The sequence below is a fragment of the Paenibacillus rubinfantis genome, assembly GCF_001486505.1.
In the GTDB taxonomy this organism is placed as follows: Bacteria; Bacillota; Bacilli; order Paenibacillales; family Paenibacillaceae; genus Fontibacillus; species Fontibacillus rubinfantis.
Genome location: NZ_LN909066.1, coordinates 1,021,616 through 1,043,245, shown reverse-complemented (window position 1 = coordinate 1,043,245; position 21,630 = coordinate 1,021,616). Strand labels below are relative to the sequence as shown.

The window sequence follows — 21,630 nt, the reverse complement described above, 5'->3', positions numbered from 1 at the left end:
CATTAACTCCACCCCAGCCTAAAATGTTGTAGAAAATGCAACATTTTAAGTCAGCACCTGAGACATCCAATGGATTAACGCCGATCTAACGCAACTCACGCACTCGCGTACCGGAACACACCAAACTCACCAAACTCACCAAACTCACCAAACGCACCAAACACAGAAGACACAGAAGGCACAGAAGACACAGCAGACACAGCAGACACAGCAAACACAGCAAACTCACCAAACACACTCAACACGCCCAACACACCCAACACACCCAACACACCCAACGCACTCAACCCACTCAACCCACCAAAACACACAAATTCCACCCTACGCACCCAAATCAAACCGGACGCATCAACGTGACCCATCCAACCTATTCACCTAATTTAAGTAACTTCACGACACGCACCACGCACCACGCAACGCGCACCACGCAACCCGCACCACGCAACGCGCACCACGCTCCCCGCACCACGCAACCCGCACCACGCTACCCGCACCACGCTACTCGCACCACGCTACTCGCACCACGCTACTCGCACCACGCTCCCCGCACCACACCACGCTCCCCGCACCGCATACCCGCACCACCCACGTCTCAGATCCCAAACACCTCGCACCATTGGACATGTCTTGATCTCCACGTCCTGGGTCTCCACGCCCTGGGTCTCCACGCCCTGGGTCTCCACGCCCTGGGCCTCCACGCCCTGGGGCCTCCGCATCCGAACGTCCACACCTTCCCACGTATCTCGCGTCTCCACAGCCCGTTTTTGGTTTATGAGTCGTATATCAGACAGATAGCATCTTCAACGCATCTCGCCCCTCCACATCTCTGCGCAGCGCCGAATCTCCATTCCCAATTCCAAGGAAACAGGGGAATTTCTACATACCTAAAAAAAATCAACCGGATCCCTAAAGTTCATGCCTTGTTGAAAGCGCTTAAAGGCTTAATAATGGGTTTATCCTAAACACAGGGGGCATGAATCAATGGTCAATAAGAAGCTATGGAAGAGAACTTCGGCAATCGCTTTAACCGCCATGCTGGCGCTGAGCTTGTCGGCTTGCGGAGGCGGCGCGGCGAAGAATAATGCGGCGGCGAACGAGCCGGCCGGAAACGGGGCAAAGAGCGGGAGCAGTGGGGAGAAGATCACCATCACGTTCCAAAATATTTACCCGGACCCGGCTACGCCGTCCTATAAAACGATCCATGCGCTGGTCGAAGAGTATGAAGCGGCACATCCCAACATTCATATCGAGCTGGATACGCTGAATACCGACCAACAAAAGATCAAACTCAAAACCCAAGCCGCTTCCAAAGAAGTTCCGGACATCACGATCGTGAACCCGGCGGCGCAAATGAAACCGTTCGTGGACGCCGGCCTGCTGGCACCGCTGAACGATATGCTGGACCAAAATGGCCTGAAAGACACGTACCAAGAAGGCCTGCTGGATTATTACAGCTTTGACGGTAACGTGTATGCCCTGCCGGACGGCAACAACATCGAGGTCGTGTACTACAACAAGGAGCTGTTCGAGCAAGCCGGTATCACCAAAACGCCGGAAACGTTTGACGAATTCCTGGCTGACGTCAAGATTTTTAAAGAAAAAGGCATCACGCCGCTGGCGATCGGGGAGAAGGACTCCTGGACCGGTTCGTTCCTGTTCATGAACATCCTGCTTCGCACGAACGAGGGCCCAGGCTTCCTGCAAGACGTGATGGATGGCAAGAAAACGTTCGAGGACCCGGCCTTCGTTGAAGCGGTCGACAAGTTCCAAGAGCTCGTGCAAGCCGGCGCGTTCCCGGACGGCGCAACGTCCATTGATGCAACGGCAGGCGGCAACATCTTCAAATCCGGCCAAGCGGCGATGTGGGTGATCGGCTCCTGGGAGACAGGCGCCATCGACGCTTCGTCTGTAGCTGGCAAAGTGGGAGCGTTCCAATTCCCAACGGTGAACGGCAAAGGCGATCCAAACGAGTTCATGCTCGCACCGGGGAGCGCGTTTGCGGTATCGGCGAACAGCGAGCATTTGCAGGAAACGAAAGACTTCCTGAACTTCTTTACGCTGAACTTCCCGAAAAAGCAATTTGAAAACAAAAACGCCGTAGGTCTCGGCCAAAAAGTCGACGGCGACCTGAAAGCGGCCGGTTACTCCGACCTCGCCATCAACGTGGCTGAACTGTTCAACCAAGTGAAAGGCGGCGACCTGGCGTTTGATAATACGATGAACCCGGCAACCGCGCAGGTCCACCTGAGCAGCATCCAGAACCTGTTCGTGCAGAAAGTGGATTCCGCTCAAGTGGCGAAGGAGCATCAAACCGCCTTTGAAGCCAACAAGCAGTAAGCCCTAAACCAACCCAAAGCCAATAAACAAGAACCATACCTGTTATCCTAAAAAGTTACCTTTCCATCGATGCGAAGTAGCCTTTGGAGCATTCGTGCTAGAGCGCTTCTTCGCATCGCATTTCTATTGGGGGGCGGAGAGATGAAAGTACTGAAAGTGCCTGCACGCACAATAGCCGTCTTCGTATTGCCTTGTCTGTTGTTGTATGTGTGCCTGGTATTCGTTCCGATACTCGTTTCATTTGGAACCAGCTTATTGAATTGGGACGGGATCACCACCGCAAAATTTACGGGGTTGTCCAACTTCCGCGACATGTTTTGGAACGATCCGGTCTTCTGGCCGTCGGTTCGGAGAACGCTGCTGTATGCGGTAGCCTCCATGCTGGAGATCCCGCTTTGCTTGTTTTTTGCGATTTTGCTCAGCCGTTATTTGCGAAAAGGAAACACGCTGGCGTCGATCTATTTTACGCCGGTTATTTTATCGGTCGTCATTATCGGACAACTCTGGAAAACGATCTATAACCCGACCTCGATGGGCGGGATGCTGAACGGCGTGCTGATCGCTCTCGGGCTGGACAGCTGGACGCATAACTGGCTGACCGAGCCGAAGATCGCCATGTTCAGCTTGTATTTCGTGTCGCTGTGGCAGTATTTCGGCTACCATTTGCTGATTCAATACACCGGGGTGCAGAACATTCCGGACGAGATTTATGAAGCCGCGAAAATCGACGGGGCGGAAGGCTTTAAAGCAGATCGTTATATCACGATGCCCCTGATCGTCCCGATTTTTAAAATATCGATCGTCCTGGCGTTTATCGGTTCTCTGCAGGCGTTTGACCTCGTGATGGTCATGACGGCCGGCGGGCCGGCCCATGCCACCGACGTCATCTCCACGCATATGTACAACAGTTCATTCCTGTCCCTGAAATACGGGTACGGTAGCGCGATTGCCACGTTCCTGGTCCTGTTGTGCCTCGTATGCACGGCGATCATCAATTCCATCTTCAACAAGCTTGAGAAAAAATACAGCTAGCAAGGAGGCGAGGTCCATGCGCAAAATCAAAAAAGGAATCGTGTACCTGCTCTTTGCGATTCCGGTCGTAACTCAGTTGTACCCGCTGTTGTGGCTGCTGCTGTATTCGTTGAAGACGAATGAGGAGATCATGGGCGGAAGCTTCTTCGCCTTGCCGAAGGCGCTGCAGTGGCACAACTACAAAGATGCCTACGAGTCCGGCAGCTATTTGAAATATTTATCGAACAGCGTGATGGTCACCGCGATCACGATGATCTGCGTGATCATCCTCAGCTCGATGGTGGCGTACGCGATTTCACGGTTCCGCTGGAAATACGGCGGCTTGGTGATGACCGTCTTTCTGATGGGGATGATGATCCCGATGCAGGCCACACTGCTGCCGCTCATGGTCATCTTCAAAAACGTCGACATCCTGAATACGCATCTTTCGCTGATATTGCCGTATATCGCTTTTTCCACTCCGATTGCCGTCTTTATCCTCAGCGGGTTTATGAAGAGCATCCCGGCGGAGATCGAGGAGTCGGCCTTTATCGACGGGGCGAGCATATACCGGATCTTCCGCAGCATTATTTTGCCGGTGTCCGTACCGCCGATGATGACGGTTTGTATTTTGACCTTTATCACGATTTGGAACGAGTACATTTTGGCTGCGACCTTCATTTCGTCCGAGCGGTTAAAGACGTTGCCGTTTGGGGTATACACGTTCGTCAGCCAATATTCCGTGAACTATGGAGCGATCGGCGCCTTCCTGGTCATGGGTGCACTGCCGGTCATTCTGATCTATTTCTTCCTGTCGAACCAAATTACGAAAGGGATGGTAGCGGGAGCCGTCAAAGGATAAAGAGAGCATCTTGCAAAATAGGGTTGCCGAATTATAATGAAGGAGCAGCAGGACACGAGGATGGGAGGGAGAAAACAGTTGCGAAACGGCTTTCATTCCATTAACCATCGGTTGTTTTTGCTGTTTCTTTTTTGTATGTCAGGCATCTTGCTGATCGTCAGCCTGCTATACTATAACCGGACCACGGAGCAATATCACGAGAAGCTCAGCGATTTATCGCAGAAAAACGTGGCCCAGACCGCCGGGCTGTTCAGCCTGCTGTACGAAGGGTACGACAGCTTGTCCAAGTCGATCACAAACAATTTTGAAATGATCCGCCTGCTGAACGAGAAAACCGATGAGCCAGCGGTGGCCTATATCAATGAGCAATCGATTACGAACATTATCGGGGCGATTTTTTATTCACGCGACGATCTGGTTGGCATTCACGTTATCACAAACCGGGGGAAAATCTACAATTACGGGAACTCGATGAATGTGCTGGATCCGGCATATCCCCAGGAGGACTGGTATCAGCAACTCCGCAACTCCTCGGGGAGGCTGGTGTGGTTGGGCGTCTACGCTCACTCGCTGATCGATTTGGCTGAGGACAGCCCGGTGTTTGCCTTTGGTCGGCAAATTTACGATTTGAACGAGCATAAACCGATTGGCATTGTTCTCTACGAGGTGAACCCGGGGCCGGTGCTGGACGCTTTGGATAACCTCAAGCTGGGGGAGCATAGCGAGGTTTATCTGATCAATCAGCAGGGCCAAGTCGTCTCTTCGCTGACCGATCCGGCACCGGTGCTGCCGGACTTTCCGAAGCTGGATGCGGCCAACAACTCGGTCGTAGAACAAACCGGTTCAGGGATCACGGTGGCGTCCCGTCTGCCTTTTTCCGACTGGTCGGTTGTAAGCGTTACCCCCCGTCAAGATTTGAACGTTGAATTGGTGGAGACCAAACGCTATTTGCTTATTGTGATCTCGATCCTGATCATCGTATCCGCCGTCGTCGCAAGTCTGGTGTCCCGGACGTTCTCGAAACCGCTGAAGCAGTTGATCCGCGAGATGAAACAGGTGGAGATCGGGAATTTTCGCGGGATGGTGAACGTCTCCTCCTACCAGGAGATCAACATTCTCGTCGCGTCCTTTAACCGAATGGTCAGCCGCATTGAGGAGCTGATCGAACGGGTGAAAATTTCCTCGGTCAGCGAAAAAAACGCCGAGCTGCAAGCGCTGCAGTCGCAGGTCAATCCGCATTTTTTGTATAACACGCTGGATATGATCTACTGGATGCTGGATGAGAAGGAGAACGATCGGCTAGGCGAGCTCGTCTTGTCGCTGTCTTCGATGTTCCGCTACAGCAGTGAGTGGAAGGATGGGGCGAGCGTCACGCTGCGCGAGGAGCTGGAGCAGATTCACCACTATCTGACGATTATCCTTATCCGGCTGGAGGGCCGGCTCCGGGTGGAAACGGCTGTCGACGAGCGCTGGCTGGATATCCGGCTGCCGAAGATGACCTTACAGCCGATCATCGAAAACGCCGTGAAATACGGGCTCGAATCCCTGAAACGCCAAGGCGTGCTGAAGCTGTATACGCAGGAGGTTGGGGATGTGTTAAAGATCGTTGTGGAGGATAACGGCAACGGCATCGATGCCGAGCGGCTGGCTTGGCTGAAGCAGTCGATCAACCGGCAAACCTCAAAGGAATCCGATACCGGCAGCAGCGGTATTGGGCTGCAAAACCTGCATCGCCGCCTGCAGCATATGTTTGGTGAACGTTACGGTCTGGAGATCGACAGCATTCCCGATAAAGGAACCCAGGTGGCCGTGCTGCTGCCGCTTCCGATGGAAGGAGACGTTTCAAAGTGAATATTCTGATTGCCGACGACGAACGGGCGATCCGCGAGGGGATCAAGCGGACGATTCAACGGATCTATCCGGAATATACGGTGGATTTGGCGGAAGGGGCGGAGGATGCGGTGAAGCTGATGGCCGAGAAGCGATTCGACATCGTGCTGACCGATATTTTGATGCCGGGGATGAACGGTCTGGAATTTATGCGCATCTCCAAACGCAAGTTTCCCCACGTCAAATGGGTGGTTATTTCCGCGCATAGTGAATTCGCCTACGCTCAGGAAGCGGTGCGGCTGGGGGCCCGCGATTACTTACTTAAGCCGATTGGGAAAACTCGCCTGCAGGAAATCATCGAAACCCTGGCGATGGAAGTCCGCGAGGAAAGCGAGATGACCAAGGAAGAGGAGCTGCTGAAGGCGAATTTGAAATATTTGCGCGAAGGCGTGTTTCAGCGGCTGGCTTCGGGTCTGGATATCGGCAATCTGGACCTGACTCCGTTTATGGAGGACTATCTCAGCTTCTATTTGATGATGGTGCAGATGGATGCCGGGGACAAAAGCGTGCGGCTGGAGCATTTCATCGTGGAGAATGTGCTGTCCGAGCTGATCGAGCGGCATGGCCGGGGATTTGTCGTCAGCTATGACCGCCAAAGTCTGCTGGGTTTGATCACGCCGCGGGAGCCGGAGCGGATCGAGCGGTTCCAGGAAGAAGTGAAGGAGCATATGAAGCACTATTTGAAGGTACCTTTTCAGATTGTTCACTCTGGCCTGAACAACGATTTCAAGGCGGTTCCGCAGGTGGTCATGCGCATGAAGCAGGCTTCCGATTCGCCGGTTACCTTGCTGGATCCGCCCAAGGGCAGCGGGGAGAAAGCGATCGACGTCGCCTTGCAATACATCAAAGAGCACTACAATGAGGATCTTTCCTTGGAAAAGATCGCTTCCATCGTCTTCTTGAACCCGGCCTACTTCAGCCAGCTGTTTAAGCAGAAGGTGGGGCTCGGCTACAAGGAATACGTCACCTCGCTCCGTCTGGAGCAGGCGAAGCAGCTGCTGCTGAACCCCAAGCTCAAGGTCGCGGAGATCGCTGAATACATCGGTTATCAGGACATGCGCCATTTTACGCAGATGTTCCGCAAGAAATACCAGGTGACGCCCAACGAATATCGGCAACAGCAAAATATCAATATTTTGCTGGCCAGCGGCGGATCGAAGGAGTCGCAAGTGAAGTGACAAACGGGATTGCCGGGACTGTCCTGGAGAAAAAGCCTGCACAATTGCAGGCTTTTCTTCATGTTAGCCGTGAGAGGCAGTTCATTGACAGGAACATACGTTCGTAATATAATGCAGCCAAAAGGGAGGCTGCAGGAATGAATCTATACGATAAGCTGACCATATTGACCGAATCGGCCAAATACGATGTGTCGTGTTCATCCAGCGGCGTGGAGCGGGGAAGCGGGGAGAGCGGCGACAGTCGGACGGTAGGAAATACCGCCGCCTGCGGGATCTGCCACAGCTTTGCCGCCGATGGCCGCTGTATCTCGCTGCTCAAGCTGCTGATGTCGAACGCCTGCATCTATGACTGCAAATACTGCGTGAACCGCCGCTCCAACGATACGCGGCGCGCCGCGTTTACGCCGGAGGAGCTGGCGGAGCTGACGATGCATTTTTACCGCCGGAACTATGTCGAGGGCTTGTTTCTCAGCTCCGGGATTATGCGCAGCCCGGATTATACAACAGAGCAGCTGATCCGGACGCTGGAGCTGCTGCGGAATCATTACGGCTTTGGCGGGTATGTCCATGTGAAGGCGATCCCCGGTGCCGACCCGGCGCTGATTGCCCGGCTGGGGCTGCTAGCCGACCGGATGAGCGTAAATATTGAGCTGCCTTCCCAGGACAGCTTGCATCAGTTGGCGCCGGACAAGAACAAGGAGGCGATCCTGAAGCCGATGCGCGCCATTCGGCAGGGCATCCGCGAGAACGGCGCCGATCTGGTGAAATACCGGAACGCTCCCCGGTTCGTCCCCGGCGGGCAAAGCACCCAGCTCATCATCGGCGCTACGCCGGACAGCGATTTGAGCATCCTGAACCTGACGGAGGCGCTATACCGCAAATATGAGCTGAAGCGGGTGTATTATTCCGCCTATACGCCGGTGGCGGAGCATGCGCTGCTGCCATCGCTCGACACTAAGCCGCCGCTGCTACGGGAACACCGGTTGTACCAGGCGGATTGGCTGCTGCGTTTTTACGGCTTCGAAGCCCAGGAGCTGCTGGATGAACGCACGCCGAATTTTAATCTGTTTATGGACCCGAAATGCCATTGGGCGCTCCAGCATATCGAATACTTTCCGGTGGAGGTGAACACGGCCCCTTACGAAACGCTGCTGCGTGTCCCTGGGATCGGCGTTCGCAGCGCGAAGCGGATCGTGGCGGCGCGGCGAACGGGACGGCTTGATTTTCACGGCCTAAAGAAGCTGGGGGTTGTGCTGAAGCGGGCGCAATACTTCCTTACTTGTTCAGGTCACCGGTTGGAAGGGCTGAAGGTGAACGAAAGCACGATTCTGAGATCCTTGCTGTCCCGCAAGGAGATCGACATGTACCTGCCGCAGCCGAAGGTGGAGCAGCTGTCGCTGTTCTCCGACGAGGAGCTGGCCGGAACGGCGGGGAGGGAGATCGGCGCATGGCTGCTTGGTTGAAGGAGGCGGCTTACGCCTACGACGGCAGCTTTGACGGTCTGCTGAGCTGTGTGTTCGAAAGCTATGAACGGAAGGAAGAACTGGTGGATCTCCGCGCCGATGACGACCCGCAGGTAACGTTATTTGAGTCGAGGTGGGTGGAGACCTCACCGGAGCGAGCGTCCCGGGTCTACCATGCCATCGGACGAAGCATCTCACCGGAGGCCCAAGAGCTGGTTCGTCGCGGGTTCCTGACCTGCGAGCCGCAGAAGGATCTGCTGATCTACCGGTTCCTGCGGCTGGGGTTCCGGCATGGGCGGGCAGCCATGGACATGTTGACCGATTCAACGGTACACCGGCTACGCAAAGCCGTGAGGCATCTGAATACGGAAAGTCACGCTTTGATGGGGTTCGTTCGCTTTTCGGTTTATGGCGAGGTGTTGGTTTCGGTCATCGAACCGAAAAACCGCGTGCTGCCGATTCTGGCTCCGCATTTTAGCAATCGCTATCGGCAAGAGGCGTTTCTCATCTATGATCAAACCCACCGCCAGGCGCTGATCCATCGTCCGAAGGAGGCGACCCCGGAGCGGACGGAGATCGTGGAGCTCGATGAGCTTGTCCTGCCGGAGGCGGGGGAGCAGGAGCTGATGTACCGTCGGTTATGGAAGCAGTTTTACGATACGGTGGCGATCCGGGAACGGTTGAATCCGCGGGCGCAAATGTCGCATATGCCTAAGCGTTACTGGGCGCAGCTGACGGAAATGCGGGAGGAGTGAAGGTTCTGGTACAATGGGGAGACAAGCCATCAGAGAGGATGTCACCGATTGAACCTGAGTTACCGCTTGAATTCATCCCCTATCACGTATATCTATCCTTTTGCCTGCCATGAGAACGAGCGGGAGCTTTGCCTGATGGAGCAACGCGCTTTGTTTGGGCAGGTTGCGGAGGATGCGGCCTATCTGGTAAGCCCGCTACGGCTGCCGCCGAACCGCAGCCCGTTTGTGCAGCTGCGACTGGATGTATTGTTTGGCGCGCCGACCTTGGTCGAGTTGGGTGAGCTGGCATCGCGGCTGGAGTTGGAGGGGCAGACCTTCAAGGTCCGTTATCTCAAAAGCGGGCGACGGCAAACGTATGAAGGGGAGCGGGAGGCGGAACGCCGGATCGGCGCTAGAATTCACGGCATCGCGGACATGCGCGCCCCCAATGTGACCTTAGGTTTGCTGGCGCGGGAGGAAGACTGGGTGCTGGGCATATGCCGCAGCGCCGAACCGGTCTGGCTTGCCCACAAGGAGAAGCCAAACAACTACTCCACCGGTTTGTCGACGGTGGTAGCCCGGGCGCTCGCCAATATCGCCGTTCCTCAGCCGGAAGGTCAGCGAGCGATCGACCCCTGCTGCGGGATGGGGAATGTGCTGATCGAAGCGTTGTCGATGGGCATCGACATCGTGGGCCGCGACATCAATCCGGTAGCGGTTCGCGGTGCCAGAAGCAATTTGCGCCACTTCGGTTATGATGATACGGACATCGTGGGGATCGGCGATATTAACGAGCTGGACGGGACGTATGATGCGGCGATCGTCGACCTTCCCTACAATCTGTGCTCGGTGCTGCTTGTCGAGGAGCGGCGGCGGATGCTGGATAGCGTAAGGCGAATCGCGCCAAGGGCGGTTCTCGTCTCCACCGAGCCGCTGGAGCGAGATTTTGCTGAGGTTGGTTTGGTGGTGATGGATCACGGCACGGTCAGCAAAGGCCATTTCGTTCGGAAGGTATGGGTGGTGAGCGGATTTGTCTCTGGAGTAATGTCGAAATGATGGCGGGAAGGATAGGATATTGTCAGTTTCCCGCTTTTCCCCTATAATCCAATAGAGAAGAAAGCCTTAAGACAAGCGTACATATTGTGCCCGTAGGTCCTGAAGCAGCGGTAAAGCAAACCGTGCCGCTTCGGGTTAAAAGGGAAGCCGGTGCAAATCCGGCACGGTCCCGCCACTGTAAACAGGGACGAGCTCACGATGCCACTGTCGCCCGCGAAGGGAGATGGGAAGGCGAGCTTTCGTCGATACCTGGAAGTCAGGAGACCTGCCACGGGAATTCAAGACGGTCCTTCGAGGAAAGGATAACGTTCTGCCAAGAGTATCATCGCTTGGCGCCGAAGGGTGGACGGCTCCACTTTTGCAGGCGCACGGCATGACTTTGTAGACGTAACCCCATCCGCCCAGGATTGGGGTTTTTTCTTTGTTGCCGGGAGGAATGGAGTTCAGCTGGGCTTGTGATCCCGCTGCACGACGTACCGCTGGAGCATGAGGCGATTCTTTACTTACTGGAATAAAAAAAGGGGAGATTTGGAGATGAAGAACTGGAAACGAATCGGGAGCCTAGGGCTGCTGGCACTGATGTTGGTGTTGGCTGCCTGCGGTAACAATAACGCGGTCAACCAAGGGACGGGGAACGCTGCCGAGGCAGCGCAGCAAACGCAAAACGCCGGAACGAACGCAACAGCGGAACAACCGGCTGCACAGGAGACGACTTATCCGTATACCGTGACGGATTCCACCGGGAAGGAGTTTACGTTTGACGCGGCGCCGGAACGAATCGTATCGCTGGCACCGTCGGAGACAGAAGTGTTGTTTGCGCTTGGGCTCGATGAGCAAGTTGCGGGCGTATCCGATCTGGACGACTATCCGGAAGCGGTGAAGGACAAACCGCGGATGGGCGGGTTCCAGGTGAACGTAGAAGCGATTGTGGCGGCGCAGCCGGATTTGGTACTGGCAGCCAGCCTGATCGACGCGGCGACGGTCAAAAGCTTGACGGATATGGGACTTACCGTGTTCCAGTCCAATCCGAAGACGATCGATGCGGTCATGAAGCATATCCAAACGATCGGCGAAATCACGAACCACCAGACCGAAGCGGCCGAGATCGTCGGGAAGATGAAGCAGGAAGTCCAAACCGTTACCGATGCGGTAGGTTCGTTGAGCGAGGATCAGAAGAAAAAGGTGTACATCGAATTTTCCCCGGGCTGGACGGTCGGAAAAGGCGAATTCATGGATGAAATGATCACGTTATCCGGCGGTATCAACGTCGCTACGGATGTTGAGGGATGGTCCGAGATCAATGAGGAGCAGATCATCCAGGCGAACCCGGACGTCATTTTGTACGCCAAAAGCGTAGTTGACGAGAATAACAAGACGCTGGCCGAAATCATCAAAGGCCGTTCAGGCTGGGACCAAATTACGGCTGTGAAGGAGAATCGGATTATCGCATTGGACGATAATCTGCTCAGCCGGACCGGCCCTCGCGTAACGCAAGGGCTGATCGAAGTCGCCAAGGCGATTCACCCGGATTTGATCCAGCCATGACGCGCGGAAGATTAGCGGGATACGGTGCAGCCGGGCTGATCCTGCTGGCCGTTACACTGCTGTTCTGTATCGGCATCGGCTCCGTTTATGTGCCGGCCGGGGATATCGCGGCAATTCTGCTGCATCGCATCCCGGGCCTAAGCCGTCTGATCACGCCGGATTGGACTACGGCGGCAGAGCAAATCGTCGTGCAAGTTCGCTTGCCGCGCGTGCTGCTTGGGATGCTGGTCGGCGCTTCCCTCGCCGTAGCGGGTGCCGGATTTCAAGGCGTGCTGCGCAACCCTCTGGCGGATCCGTTTACGCTGGGCGTATCGTCGGGCTCGGCGATCGGCGCGGCCGTGCTGATTTTTTTCGGATGGCAGTTTTCCCTGCTGGGCATCTTTACATTGCCGATGGTCGCCTTCGTGACGGGGGCCGTGACGTTATGGATCGTCATCTGGCTGGCTCGCGAGAACGGGAAACTGCCGATCGAAAGCCTAGTTTTGTCCGGCGTCGTCATGCAGTCGTTTCTCGGCGCGGTGGTATCCTTTTTGACGGCGATGTCCAAGAAGACGATTAATGAAATCTATTATTGGACGATGGGCAGTTTAAGCTTGCGCGGATGGTCGTATACGGCCATCCTTTTGCCGTATTTACTGATCGGGGCCCTGTTCCTGTGGAGCCGGGCCAAGCATTTGAACCTGCTGACCCTTGGCGAACGGCAGGCTTCCCACTCCGGGATGGCTGTGGAGCGGACCAAGCTGGCCGTGCTGCTCGTCGCCACATTGATGACGGCTGCCGCGGTGTCGGTGTCGGGAGTGATTGGCTTCGTGGGTCTGGTCGTACCGCACATGATCCGCTTGATCACCGGACCGGATTACCGCCTGATCATTCCGCTGTCGGCGCTGGGCGGGGGGATCTTTATGATGTGGAGCGACCTGGCAGCCCGCTCGCTGCTGGCTCCGACGGAAATTCCGCTCGGCATCGTCACGGCATTCGTGGGAGCGCCTTTCTTTGGGTATCTGCTGTATCGGAAGAAAAAGCAGAGGGAGGAGGAGCTGCGTTGATCGAGGCGTCGGGAGTTTCGAAGGCGTTTGGCCGGCAAGAGGTGCTTAGAGATATCGATTGGCGGGTTAGCCCCGGCGAATCCTGGGGGTTGATCGGACCAAACGGCAGCGGCAAAACCACGCTGATCAACCTGATTTCGGGCGTGGAGCAACCGGATGGCGGCGCGATCGCGTTAGACGGTCGTCCGCTAGCGGCCTACTCGCGCAAGGAGCTGTCGCGCAAGGTCGCCGTGCTCCAGCAGGACGGGCTGCCGTCCGTGGCGTTTACGGTCCGCGAGGTCGTGGAGATGGGACGGTTCGCCCATCAGGATTGGCGCGGCAAGGAGATCGGAGGGCCGGAGGCTGGACGCCGCTTGGTCGATGGGATCATGGAGCGCCTGGACTTGAAGGAGCTGGAGCATCGTCCGCTGGGCGTGCTGAGCGGAGGGCAACGGCAGCGGGTGGCGCTTGGGAAAGTGATGGCCCAGCAGCCTGAGCTCGTGCTGCTGGATGAACCTACGACCTATCTGGACCTGCGTTACCAGATGCAGTTTATGGAGTTGGTGGCCGATTGGCAGCAGGAAGCCGGGCTTACGGTCGTTTCGGTGATGCATGATCTGAATTTGGCGGCGTTGTATTGCAGCCAGCTCCTGGTGATGAGCGGCGGGCGCGTCGTTGCGCAAGGGGCGCCGGAGGACATTTTATCCACCGAGTTGGTCGCTCAGGTGTTTGGGGTTCAGACGCATCAAGTGCCTCATCCGGATGCAGACGTTCCGCAGCTGTTGCTGCGTCGGGAACGGCTGCTCTAATCTAACGCGCTGTAATTGCTGTAATTATGGAAAGGGGTATTTATGGGATACGATTCGGTAGAGCAGTTGACACAAGCGATCGTGTCGTTGGACGAAGCGGCCATGGAGGCGGCCCGGGTTCATATTGACCGATTGACGAAGCCGCCGGGAAGCCTCGGCAAATTGGAGGGATTAGCCGTCAAGCTGGCCGGAATCACGGGTGAGGCCAAGCCGGCTTTTCCGAAACGCGTGGTGATCGTCATGGCGGCGGATCACGGCGTCTGTGAGGAAGGGGTCAGCGCGTTTCCGGCGGAGGTGACGCCGCAGATGGTGCTTAACTTCCTGGCCGGCGGCGCAGCGGTGAATGTACTGGCGCGTCAGGCTTCGGCTGACGTCGTTTGCGTGGATATCGGAGTGAACGCGGAGCTGTCGCATCCAGGGCTTGTCCAGCGAAAATTGCGTTATGGGACAGGGAACATGGTCAAAGGACCGGCGATGAGCCGGGAGGAAGCCGAAGCGGCGATCCGTGTTGGGGCTGACGTAGTTGATGAAGCGGTAGCCCAAGGTGTACGGCTGTTCGTCACCGGGGAGATGGGCATCGGCAACACCACGGCCAGCGCGGCGATCATGAGCAGCTTGACAGGGATTGCGCCGCAGCAGAGCGTTGGCCGAGGCACCGGGGTGAACGACGAGCGGTTGCGGCATAAAGTCGCCGTCGTAGCGCAGGCGCTGGACGTAAACCGTCCGGATGCCAACGACCCGTTGGATGTGTTGGCTAAGGTAGGCGGGCTTGAGATCGCCGGATTGACCGGCGTCATCCTGGGGGCCGCTGCCCGGCGCTGTCCGGTTGTGATCGACGGCTTTATTTCGACCGTTGCCGCGTTGCTCGCCGTCCGCCTTAAGCCGGAAACTGCCGACTATCTGATTGCTTCGCATGTCTCCCACGAGCAAGGCCACCGGGCCCTGCTGCAGGAGCTGGGCCTGAACCCGATGCTGGAGCTGGACATGCGGTTGGGCGAAGGCACGGGCGGTGTGTTGGCGTTGCATTTGATCGATGCGGCTTGCCGTATCGTAGCCGAGATGGCGACGTTTGAAAGCGCCGGGGTCGCGGACGGCGGGAACGGCGAGAATGACGAGAATGACGGGGAGACGTCGCAATGAAGATCCTGGTGACCGGCGGCGCCCGCAGCGGCAAAAGCACGTTTGCCGAACGCTGGGTGATGAAACAGGGAGACGCAGCCTGTTATGTTGCGACAGCGCAAGCATTTGACGACGAGATGAAGGCTCGGATCAACCTGCACCGTCTCCAGCGGGAACAAAGCGGGTATGCCTGGACTACGCACGAGGCACCACTTGGTTTAGCCGAACTGCTGCAGGAGCTGGGGGAGCAGCCCATGAGGACGGGGCAGCGCTCGATATCGGAGGTCGCCCACCCCATTGTGCTGGTCGATTGCCTGACTCTGTGGCTGTCGAACGTGCTGCTCGGCGCGGGGGAGGGCCCGGACACCACTGATGCTGTCCTGGCGTGGGAGGTCGAGCGGCTGGTCGCCGCCGTCGAGGCTTTTTCGGGCACGCTGGTGATGGTGACGAACGAGGTAGGCAGCGGCATTGTACCCGAATATCCGTTAGGTCGGCAATACCGGGATTGGGCCGGGCTGTTGAATCGGACGATGGCTTCGATCGCGGACCAAGTCTTTCTGGTTACCGCCGGGATCCCCATCGAGCTGAAAAGCCGGGAGTACCGCTTATGAATCAATCGAAAACGAGCGCCCTGCAACCGGTCATGGCCGCTTTTCAGTTTTTGTCCCGTTTCCCGGTCCGGGGCGAGCTGGATTTTACGCCGGACTTGCTGAGGCGCAGCATTACTTATTATCCGCTGGTTGGAGCGGCTATTGGTGCCGCCGTATGGGCGGGAGGCTGGCTTGGTGTTTGGCTGCTTCCGCCGCTTCCGGCCGCTGTCCTTGCCTTAATCCTCTGGGTTTGGCTCACCGGAGGACTGCATTTGGACGGCTGGATGGATACGGCCGACGGATTGCTCAGCTACCGTCCACGCGAGAAAATGCTAGAAATCATGAAGGACAGTCGGGTTGGCGCTATGGGCGTCATGGCCTGCTTTCTTTTACTCTTGCTGAAAGCCTCGCTCTTGGCCTCCCTCTTCCAAGAAGATATGCCAACAACGGGGCTTGTGCTGCTGATGGCTCCTTTATGGAGCCGCTGGTTTATGACCCGGGCGATGGTTCGATGGCCCAAAGCCCGGCGAGGCGAAGGATTAGCCGCCCAGTTCCAAGGGTTTGTCGAACGCGATGCCTGGGGGAGTACTCTTATGGCCGTAACTTTAACCGTCGTGGTGCTGTTGTTTGCCCTGCTCCTGTCGCTTGGGGGAGGGAACGAATTTACCCTGTTGCGCTCGTTATGGTTTATCGGGTTATCGCCTTTGCTGGCCTGGGCGGCGGGAACCTGGGCTGCACGGCGAATCAGCGCCAAACTGGGCGGTTTGACCGGAGATACGTACGGGGCGCTTGGCGAAGGGCTGGAAGCTGTTTTGCTGCTGCTGGCCGTGCTGATATTGCGATGATTGAAACGTTTTGGCGTCCGAGGCGAGGCCTCCTTGTGGCAACCGCTTTGACCATTATCCCGTTAGTTCAGGATGGGGAAGAGGGATCCGTTGGGGCGGCACTACCTTGCCTTACTAAACGGGATAATCGTGCAAAAGAGTCGGCAGAGCCCCCTCGCTCCCCCTCATTCGCACACGATTCGGAAAAGGAGTGTCAACGGGATGGATGAAAAGCAGAAGGAACTTCCCGCGAGAGATCGAGACAACAGCGATTTGGGCGCCGTGCTGATGGTTCAAGGCACCGCATCGGACGTGGGCAAAAGCGTCATCGTAACGGCGCTCTGCCGCATCTTTGCGCAGGATGGGCACCACCCCGCCCCGTTCAAGTCACAAAATATGGCCTTGAACTCCTATGTTACACCGGACGGCCGGGAAATCGGCCGGGCGCAGGGCATCCAGGCGGAGGCTTGCGGCATCGCCGCCACCACGGACATGAATCCGGTGCTGATTAAGCCGACCGGGGACATGCATTCGCAAATCGTCGTTCACGGGCGCCCTTACCAGCATCTCAGTGCGTCCAGCTATCGCGAGAATTTCCTGCCTCAGGCGAAGCCGCTGGTGATGGAGGCGCTCGGCAGGCTCCGCGCGAAACACGGCATCATCGTCATGGAAGGGGCCGGGAGTCCGGCGGAAATCAACCTGAAGCAGCGCGATATCGTCAATATGAATCTGGCCGGCTGGGCCGACGCTCCGGTAATTCTGGTCGGCGACATCGATCGCGGCGGCGTATTCGCTTTTCTCGTCGGCACGCTGGAGTTGCTGGAACCGCAGGAACGCGCCCGAATCAAAGGCTTTATCATCAACAAGTTCCGCGGCGACTTGTCCTTGCTGCAGCCCGGGCTGGATTGGCTGGAGGAACGGACTGGCATTCCCGTTTTAGGCGTGCTCCCGTTCCTAACGGATCTGGAGATTGAAGCCGAGGATTCCGTTGTCTTGGACAGCTATGCAACCGGCTCAGAGAAGGCGGCCGGCAAGGAGCTCGACATCGCGGTCATTCGTTATCCGCGGATTTCCAATTTCACCGATTTTGATCCCTTAGCCGCCGAAACGGACGTATCGCTTCGTTACGTAAGCAAGCTGTCGGAGCTGGGACATCCGGATGCCGTGATCTTGCCGGGGACCAAGGATACGATTGGGGATTTGGAGTACCTACGGAAGCAGGAGCTCGAGGAGGGCGTTCTCGATCTGATCGAGGGGGAAACGCATGTCCAGCTTATCGGCATCTGCGGCGGATATCAAATGCTGGGGGAGCAGCTGCATGACCCTGAGGCGGTAGAATCCGGTGAACCGAGGTCGGCGATGGGATTGGGTTTGCTGCCTCTGTCTACGACCTTTCTCCCCGGCAAAAAGACGGTACGCGTGCAGGGCCAAACGATCGCCGGACAGCCGGTACCGCTGAACCCTTCAGACCGCCCAATGTCGATTGAAGGGTATGAAATCCACTCCGGCTCTACTCGGCAGCTTCAGGACATTCGTCCCTTGTTTACCCTGCAAGCCGCTGTGCCGGAACCGGAAGCCGCTGCGGCTGCTCCGCATCCGGAAGGGGCGGCCCGTCCCGATGGGAGGGTGTTCGGGACGTATCTGCACGGGTTATTCCATAACGATGCCTGGCGGCGCGCCTGGTTGGACGGATTGCGGGCAAGCAAAGGGCTGGAGCCATTGGGCGTCACCTATAGCTCCTCCTCGCGGAAAGCGGAAGCTTTCGACCGGCTAGCCGAGCAGGTCCGCAGCCATTTGCGGATGGACCTGATTTACGAAATCGCCGGAATCCGTCCCAAGCCGAACGAAGCCGAACGAAGCCGAGTAAGGTAAGCTTTGACAAATGGGGCAATGATAAGGTAGCATAAAAGTACGCTTAATTTTCGATGAGTAAAGTCGAAAAGCGGGGGAACCATTTTTTGGGGCGAATCGTTGCATGTTTTAACGTAGGGAACCATCTTTCCCGAGCCCGTCAGCTAACCTCGTTTGCAGTGGATGGGTCATTCATTTATATAATTTCAGTCATCAACCAATGACCCTGTGATTTTGTGCGGGGTCTTTTTGTGTTCTTTAAGAACCTTGACCCGAGCATTCGGCGGAGTACTCGCATTCACTGCTAGGTTTCCGGCTTCTTCTTTACCCATCGATCCCATTAAAGGAGGAGATGAGCATGGCGCAACCGAAGTATATCACCGACATCGCCAAGGTGAGCGAATTGTCCGAACAGGAGCGGCAGGAATTGAAACCGATTACGGATAAATTCGTCTTTCGGGTAAATGATTACTATTTGAATTTAATCGACTGGAATGATCCAAATGACCCGATCCGCAAGCTGGTGATCCCCAATACGGGAGAACTCAAGGAATACGGGCGGTGGGACGCCTCCGACGAGGCGACCAACTATGCAGTTCCCGGCTGCCAGCACAAGTACCGGACAACTGCGCTGTTGATCGTTTCCGAGGTTTGTGGTTCCTACTGCCGCTATTGCTTCCGCAAAAGGCTGTTCCGCAACGATGTAAAAGAGGCGATGTCGGATGTGACGCCCGGCATTGAGTACATCGCTCAGCATCCCGAAATCAACAACGTGTTGCTGACCGGCGGCGACAGCCTGATTCTGGCCACCCGTAAGCTGCGTTCGATTCTCGAACAGCTTCGGGCCATTGAGCATGTCAAGATCATCCGGCTTGGCTCTAAGATCCCTGTTTTTAATCCGATGCGTATCTATGAAGATCCGGAGCTGCTGGAGTTGATTCGAGAATTCTCCACGGTAGACCAACGGATTTATGTCATGGCACACATCAATCATCCGCGCGAAATTACCCCGGAGGCGAAAAGAGGCTTTCAGGCGCTGCACGACGCAGGGGCGATCGTGGTTAATCAAACGCCGATTCTCAAAGGCATCAACGACGATGCGGCTGTGCTTGGCGAATTGCTGGATCGGTTATCCTGGGCCGGGGTCACCCCGTATTATTTCTTTATCAACCGGCCGGTTGCTGGGAATGCCGATTTTGTTCTTCCGCTGAAACGGGCGTATCAGCTGGTTGAGGAAGCCAAAGCCCGTACTTCGGGACTCGGCAAACGCGTGCGCCTGTCGATGAGCCACTCATCGGGCAAAATTGAAATCCTGGCGATCGAAAACGGCCAGGCATATCTCAAATATCATCAGTCCCGGGACAATGAGTACGGCAAATTTATGATCCTGCCTTGCCCAGACGATGCTGCATGGTTTGATGATCTGCCAGGCAATGAGGCCTATTGGAAGAAGCCGGAGAAGGTGCATCGCGAGGTTGCTTCCGTAGACGAAATGTCCTATACCGGATAAAAAATACCCTGACCGTAAGCCCCGCTATTCTGGGGAGGGTCAGGGTGCTTTTTTTTATCTTGGCATTGCCGGTTTAAATCCGGAATTTCGCAATGGATTCCTGAAGCGACAAGGCCTGCTCGTGTAGCGAACGAACCGTCCGTGCGTGGTGATCCATTTCATCGAGCTGCTGCTGCGAGTAGCTGGCGATTTGCTCCATATTGGCCAGTGACTTGGCCGTAATGTTGGCCGACTCCTCGACGGAAGCGGTCACTTCCTCGGTCCCGGCGGATACCTCTTGCGTCGAAGCCGAGACGGATTGAATCGTCAAATTGACGTTTTGGATGAGCTCCGTCAATTGCTCGAACGCTTGTCCGGCCTGCTTTACGCGTTCCGTACCGGAGACGATTTCCTCGCTGGCCCGTTGCATCGCGCTGACGGAATTTTCCGATTCCTCCCGGATGCTGTGCAGGTTCTCGCCGATTTCCTCCATCGCCAAGCGGGATTGTTCGGCTAGCTTGCGGACTTCCTCGGCGACGACGGCGAAGCCTTTGCCGTGCTCGCCGGCCCGTGCGGCCTCGATTGCAGCGTTCAGCGCCAAAATATTAATCTGTTTCGTAATTTCCGTAATCGTCCCAACCACGTTGGAAATGGACTCCGAGCGATCGTTTAACGTACGAATATGCTCCAGCGTTCGGTTTGCCGCATCTTCCACGTGTTGCATTTGCGTAACAGCCGTTTGGGCTAATGTGTTGCCGGTGCCGGCTTCATCGGCGGCTTGTCCGATCCGCTCGGTCACTTCGGCGGACGAAGAGGCGATGTGCTGTACGCCCTGCGAAATTTCCTCCATCGCCCGGGCGTTCTCAGCCGCGGCCGAGGCAATCGTCATGCTGCCGGCTTCGATTTCCCGGGTAGCCGCATTGGACCGGGAGATTAAATCCTCAAACGTCGTTACCGATCGGGACAAGTCTTCCGAGCCGCCAACGACCGCGTGGGACGTTTGCATAACGGCCGCAAACATGTCCTTAAGCTGATTGGTCATCGTCCGGAAGCTGCCGGCCAATTGGGCAACCTCGTCATGTCCCTTTACTTCGACCGTTTGGCGGAAGTCGCCGCCGGCCATTTTTTCCGTAACGGCCACCAGCTTCTTGATCGGCTTTGTGATGCGCGTGCTGACAAAATAAGCGGCCGCCATCCCAACAACAATGACGAGCAGGGTGATCCCGATACATATGTATAAAATCTGATCCTTCTTCTCATCGATAAAAGTGGCGTCAAGGCCAACGGCGAGCATGGCTTTGCTGCCGGGGATCGCGATGAAGGCGGTTTTTTGCGAACCGAATTGGTTGGTATACAGATCGCTGATATGTACCCCGCCACTGGCCGCCTCGGTCATGGCCGGCTGGAGCTCCACCTTATCGCCGGGTTTCATCCCGGAATTTTCGTTGGTCGCCAACACGGTAGCGCCATCTTCTTGAATATGGAGCAGATAAGCGGTACTCAAGTTAAAATCCTTGGCGCTTTTCGTTAGATACGTCTCCACCGTAAAACGTGAATTATCTTTCCCGCTGAGCAATTGCAGAGATTGCGTCGTATCCAGCCGTTTGAAGATGTCCTGGGTACTGGTTTGCAGCACTTTGTCGAACTGCGGCAGTACATTTTGGTCAATGATCCCCATCGAGATGTTATAAAAGCTGACGCTAAATAAAAGTGATGATACGACAATGATCACCGCATAGGTACTCATCAGTCTGCGGCTTATGGAGCGATTAATGACCTTAAACACGAAAATCCTCTCCGTTCCCCTTAAATAATGGATTTTTATCGATGCATGGGTCGAACCAGCG

General features: G+C 56.2%; 18 protein-coding genes and 2 riboswitches. Of the genes, 16 read left to right on the top strand and 2 right to left on the bottom strand.

Features of this window, described 5'->3' with window-relative positions:
• Positions 1–95: 95 nt before the first annotated feature.
• Complete coding sequence (locus BN3277_RS25630; protein ID WP_059046524.1) at positions 96–362, bottom strand: hypothetical protein; 267 nt, start codon at positions 360–362, stop codon at positions 96–98.
• Between the two features lie 619 nt (positions 363–981).
• Here BN3277_RS25630 and BN3277_RS22345 point away from each other — a divergent pair.
• The 16 genes from BN3277_RS22345 to BN3277_RS22270 all read left to right on the top strand — a co-directional run bounded on the left by BN3277_RS22345 (position 982) and on the right by BN3277_RS22270 (position 19,804).
• Positions 982–2,337, top strand: coding sequence for an extracellular solute-binding protein (locus BN3277_RS22345; protein ID WP_059046521.1), 1,356 nt, complete (start codon positions 982–984; stop codon positions 2,335–2,337).
• Positions 2,338–2,478: 141 nt separating this feature from the next.
• Entirely contained in the window at positions 2,479–3,369 is an 891-nt protein-coding gene (locus tag BN3277_RS22340) for a carbohydrate ABC transporter permease (protein WP_059046519.1), read from the top strand.
• 16 nt (positions 3,370–3,385) lie between these two features.
• Positions 3,386–4,210 (top strand): carbohydrate ABC transporter permease, encoded by an 825-nt coding sequence (locus BN3277_RS22335; protein ID WP_059046517.1) that lies wholly within the window; start codon positions 3,386–3,388, stop codon positions 4,208–4,210.
• A 78-nt stretch (positions 4,211–4,288) separates the two neighbouring features.
• Positions 4,289–6,061: a cache domain-containing sensor histidine kinase gene (locus BN3277_RS22330; RefSeq protein WP_059046515.1), complete on the top strand. Its 1,773-nt coding sequence runs from the start codon at positions 4,289–4,291 to the stop codon at positions 6,059–6,061.
• Positions 6,058–7,278 (top strand): response regulator, encoded by a 1,221-nt coding sequence (locus BN3277_RS22325; protein WP_059046514.1) that lies wholly within the window; start codon positions 6,058–6,060, stop codon positions 7,276–7,278. Before BN3277_RS22330 ends, BN3277_RS22325 begins: the two co-directional genes overlap by 4 nt.
• 137 nt (positions 7,279–7,415) lie before the next feature.
• Positions 7,416–8,741 (top strand): putative DNA modification/repair radical SAM protein, encoded by a 1,326-nt coding sequence (locus BN3277_RS22320; RefSeq protein WP_059046512.1) that lies wholly within the window; start codon positions 7,416–7,418, stop codon positions 8,739–8,741.
• Positions 8,726–9,496 carry a TIGR03915 family putative DNA repair protein gene (locus BN3277_RS22315; RefSeq protein WP_059046510.1) on the top strand — a complete coding sequence of 257 codons (771 nt, stop codon included), beginning with the start codon at positions 8,726–8,728 and terminating at the stop codon, positions 9,494–9,496. Before BN3277_RS22320 ends, BN3277_RS22315 begins: the two co-directional genes overlap by 16 nt.
• A 135-nt stretch (positions 9,497–9,631) precedes the next feature.
• Positions 9,632–10,531, top strand: a complete 900-nt coding sequence (locus BN3277_RS22310) for a TRM11 family SAM-dependent methyltransferase (protein WP_089153398.1) — start codon at positions 9,632–9,634, stop codon at positions 10,529–10,531.
• 76 nt (positions 10,532–10,607) lie between these two features.
• A riboswitch (cobalamin riboswitch) is annotated at positions 10,608–10,818 on the top strand.
• A 247-nt stretch (positions 10,819–11,065) separates the two neighbouring features.
• Positions 11,066–12,076: an ABC transporter substrate-binding protein gene (locus BN3277_RS22305; protein ID WP_059046508.1), complete on the top strand. Its 1,011-nt coding sequence runs from the start codon at positions 11,066–11,068 to the stop codon at positions 12,074–12,076.
• Positions 12,073–13,122 (top strand): FecCD family ABC transporter permease, encoded by a 1,050-nt coding sequence (locus BN3277_RS22300; protein WP_059046507.1) that lies wholly within the window; start codon positions 12,073–12,075, stop codon positions 13,120–13,122. The genes BN3277_RS22305 and BN3277_RS22300 overlap by 4 nt, the downstream gene beginning before the upstream one ends.
• Positions 13,119–13,910, top strand: a complete 792-nt coding sequence (locus BN3277_RS22295) for an ABC transporter ATP-binding protein (RefSeq protein WP_059046505.1) — start codon at positions 13,119–13,121, stop codon at positions 13,908–13,910. Before BN3277_RS22300 ends, BN3277_RS22295 begins: the two co-directional genes overlap by 4 nt.
• Positions 13,911–13,952: 42 nt before the next feature.
• The gene (cobT, locus tag BN3277_RS22290; protein WP_059046504.1) at positions 13,953–15,050 is read left to right on the top strand and encodes a nicotinate-nucleotide--dimethylbenzimidazole phosphoribosyltransferase; all 1,098 of its coding nucleotides are present in this window, start codon (positions 13,953–13,955) and stop codon (positions 15,048–15,050) included.
• Positions 15,047–15,640 carry a bifunctional adenosylcobinamide kinase/adenosylcobinamide-phosphate guanylyltransferase gene (gene cobU / locus BN3277_RS22285; RefSeq protein WP_059046502.1) on the top strand — a complete coding sequence of 198 codons (594 nt, stop codon included), beginning with the start codon at positions 15,047–15,049 and terminating at the stop codon, positions 15,638–15,640. The genes cobT and cobU overlap by 4 nt, the downstream gene beginning before the upstream one ends.
• Positions 15,637–16,464 carry an adenosylcobinamide-GDP ribazoletransferase gene (cobS, locus tag BN3277_RS22280; RefSeq protein ID WP_059046500.1) on the top strand — a complete coding sequence of 276 codons (828 nt, stop codon included), beginning with the start codon at positions 15,637–15,639 and terminating at the stop codon, positions 16,462–16,464. Before cobU ends, cobS begins: the two co-directional genes overlap by 4 nt.
• Before the next feature lie 201 nt (positions 16,465–16,665).
• Positions 16,666–18,315, top strand: coding sequence for a cobyric acid synthase (locus BN3277_RS22275; RefSeq protein WP_059046498.1), 1,650 nt, complete (start codon positions 16,666–16,668; stop codon positions 18,313–18,315).
• Positions 18,316–18,345: 30 nt separating this feature from the next.
• Positions 18,346–18,488: riboswitch (cyclic di-AMP (ydaO/yuaA leader) on the top strand.
• Positions 18,489–18,652: 164 nt separating this feature from the next.
• The gene (locus BN3277_RS22270) at positions 18,653–19,804 is read left to right on the top strand and encodes a KamA family radical SAM protein (protein ID WP_059046497.1); all 1,152 of its coding nucleotides are present in this window, start codon (positions 18,653–18,655) and stop codon (positions 19,802–19,804) included.
• A gap of 73 nt (positions 19,805–19,877) precedes the next feature.
• Here the strand turns inward: BN3277_RS22270 and BN3277_RS22265 are convergent, their stop codons facing one another.
• Entirely contained in the window at positions 19,878–21,569 is a 1,692-nt protein-coding gene (locus BN3277_RS22265) for a methyl-accepting chemotaxis protein (protein ID WP_059046495.1), read from the bottom strand.
• Positions 21,570–21,630 lie beyond the last annotated feature (61 nt).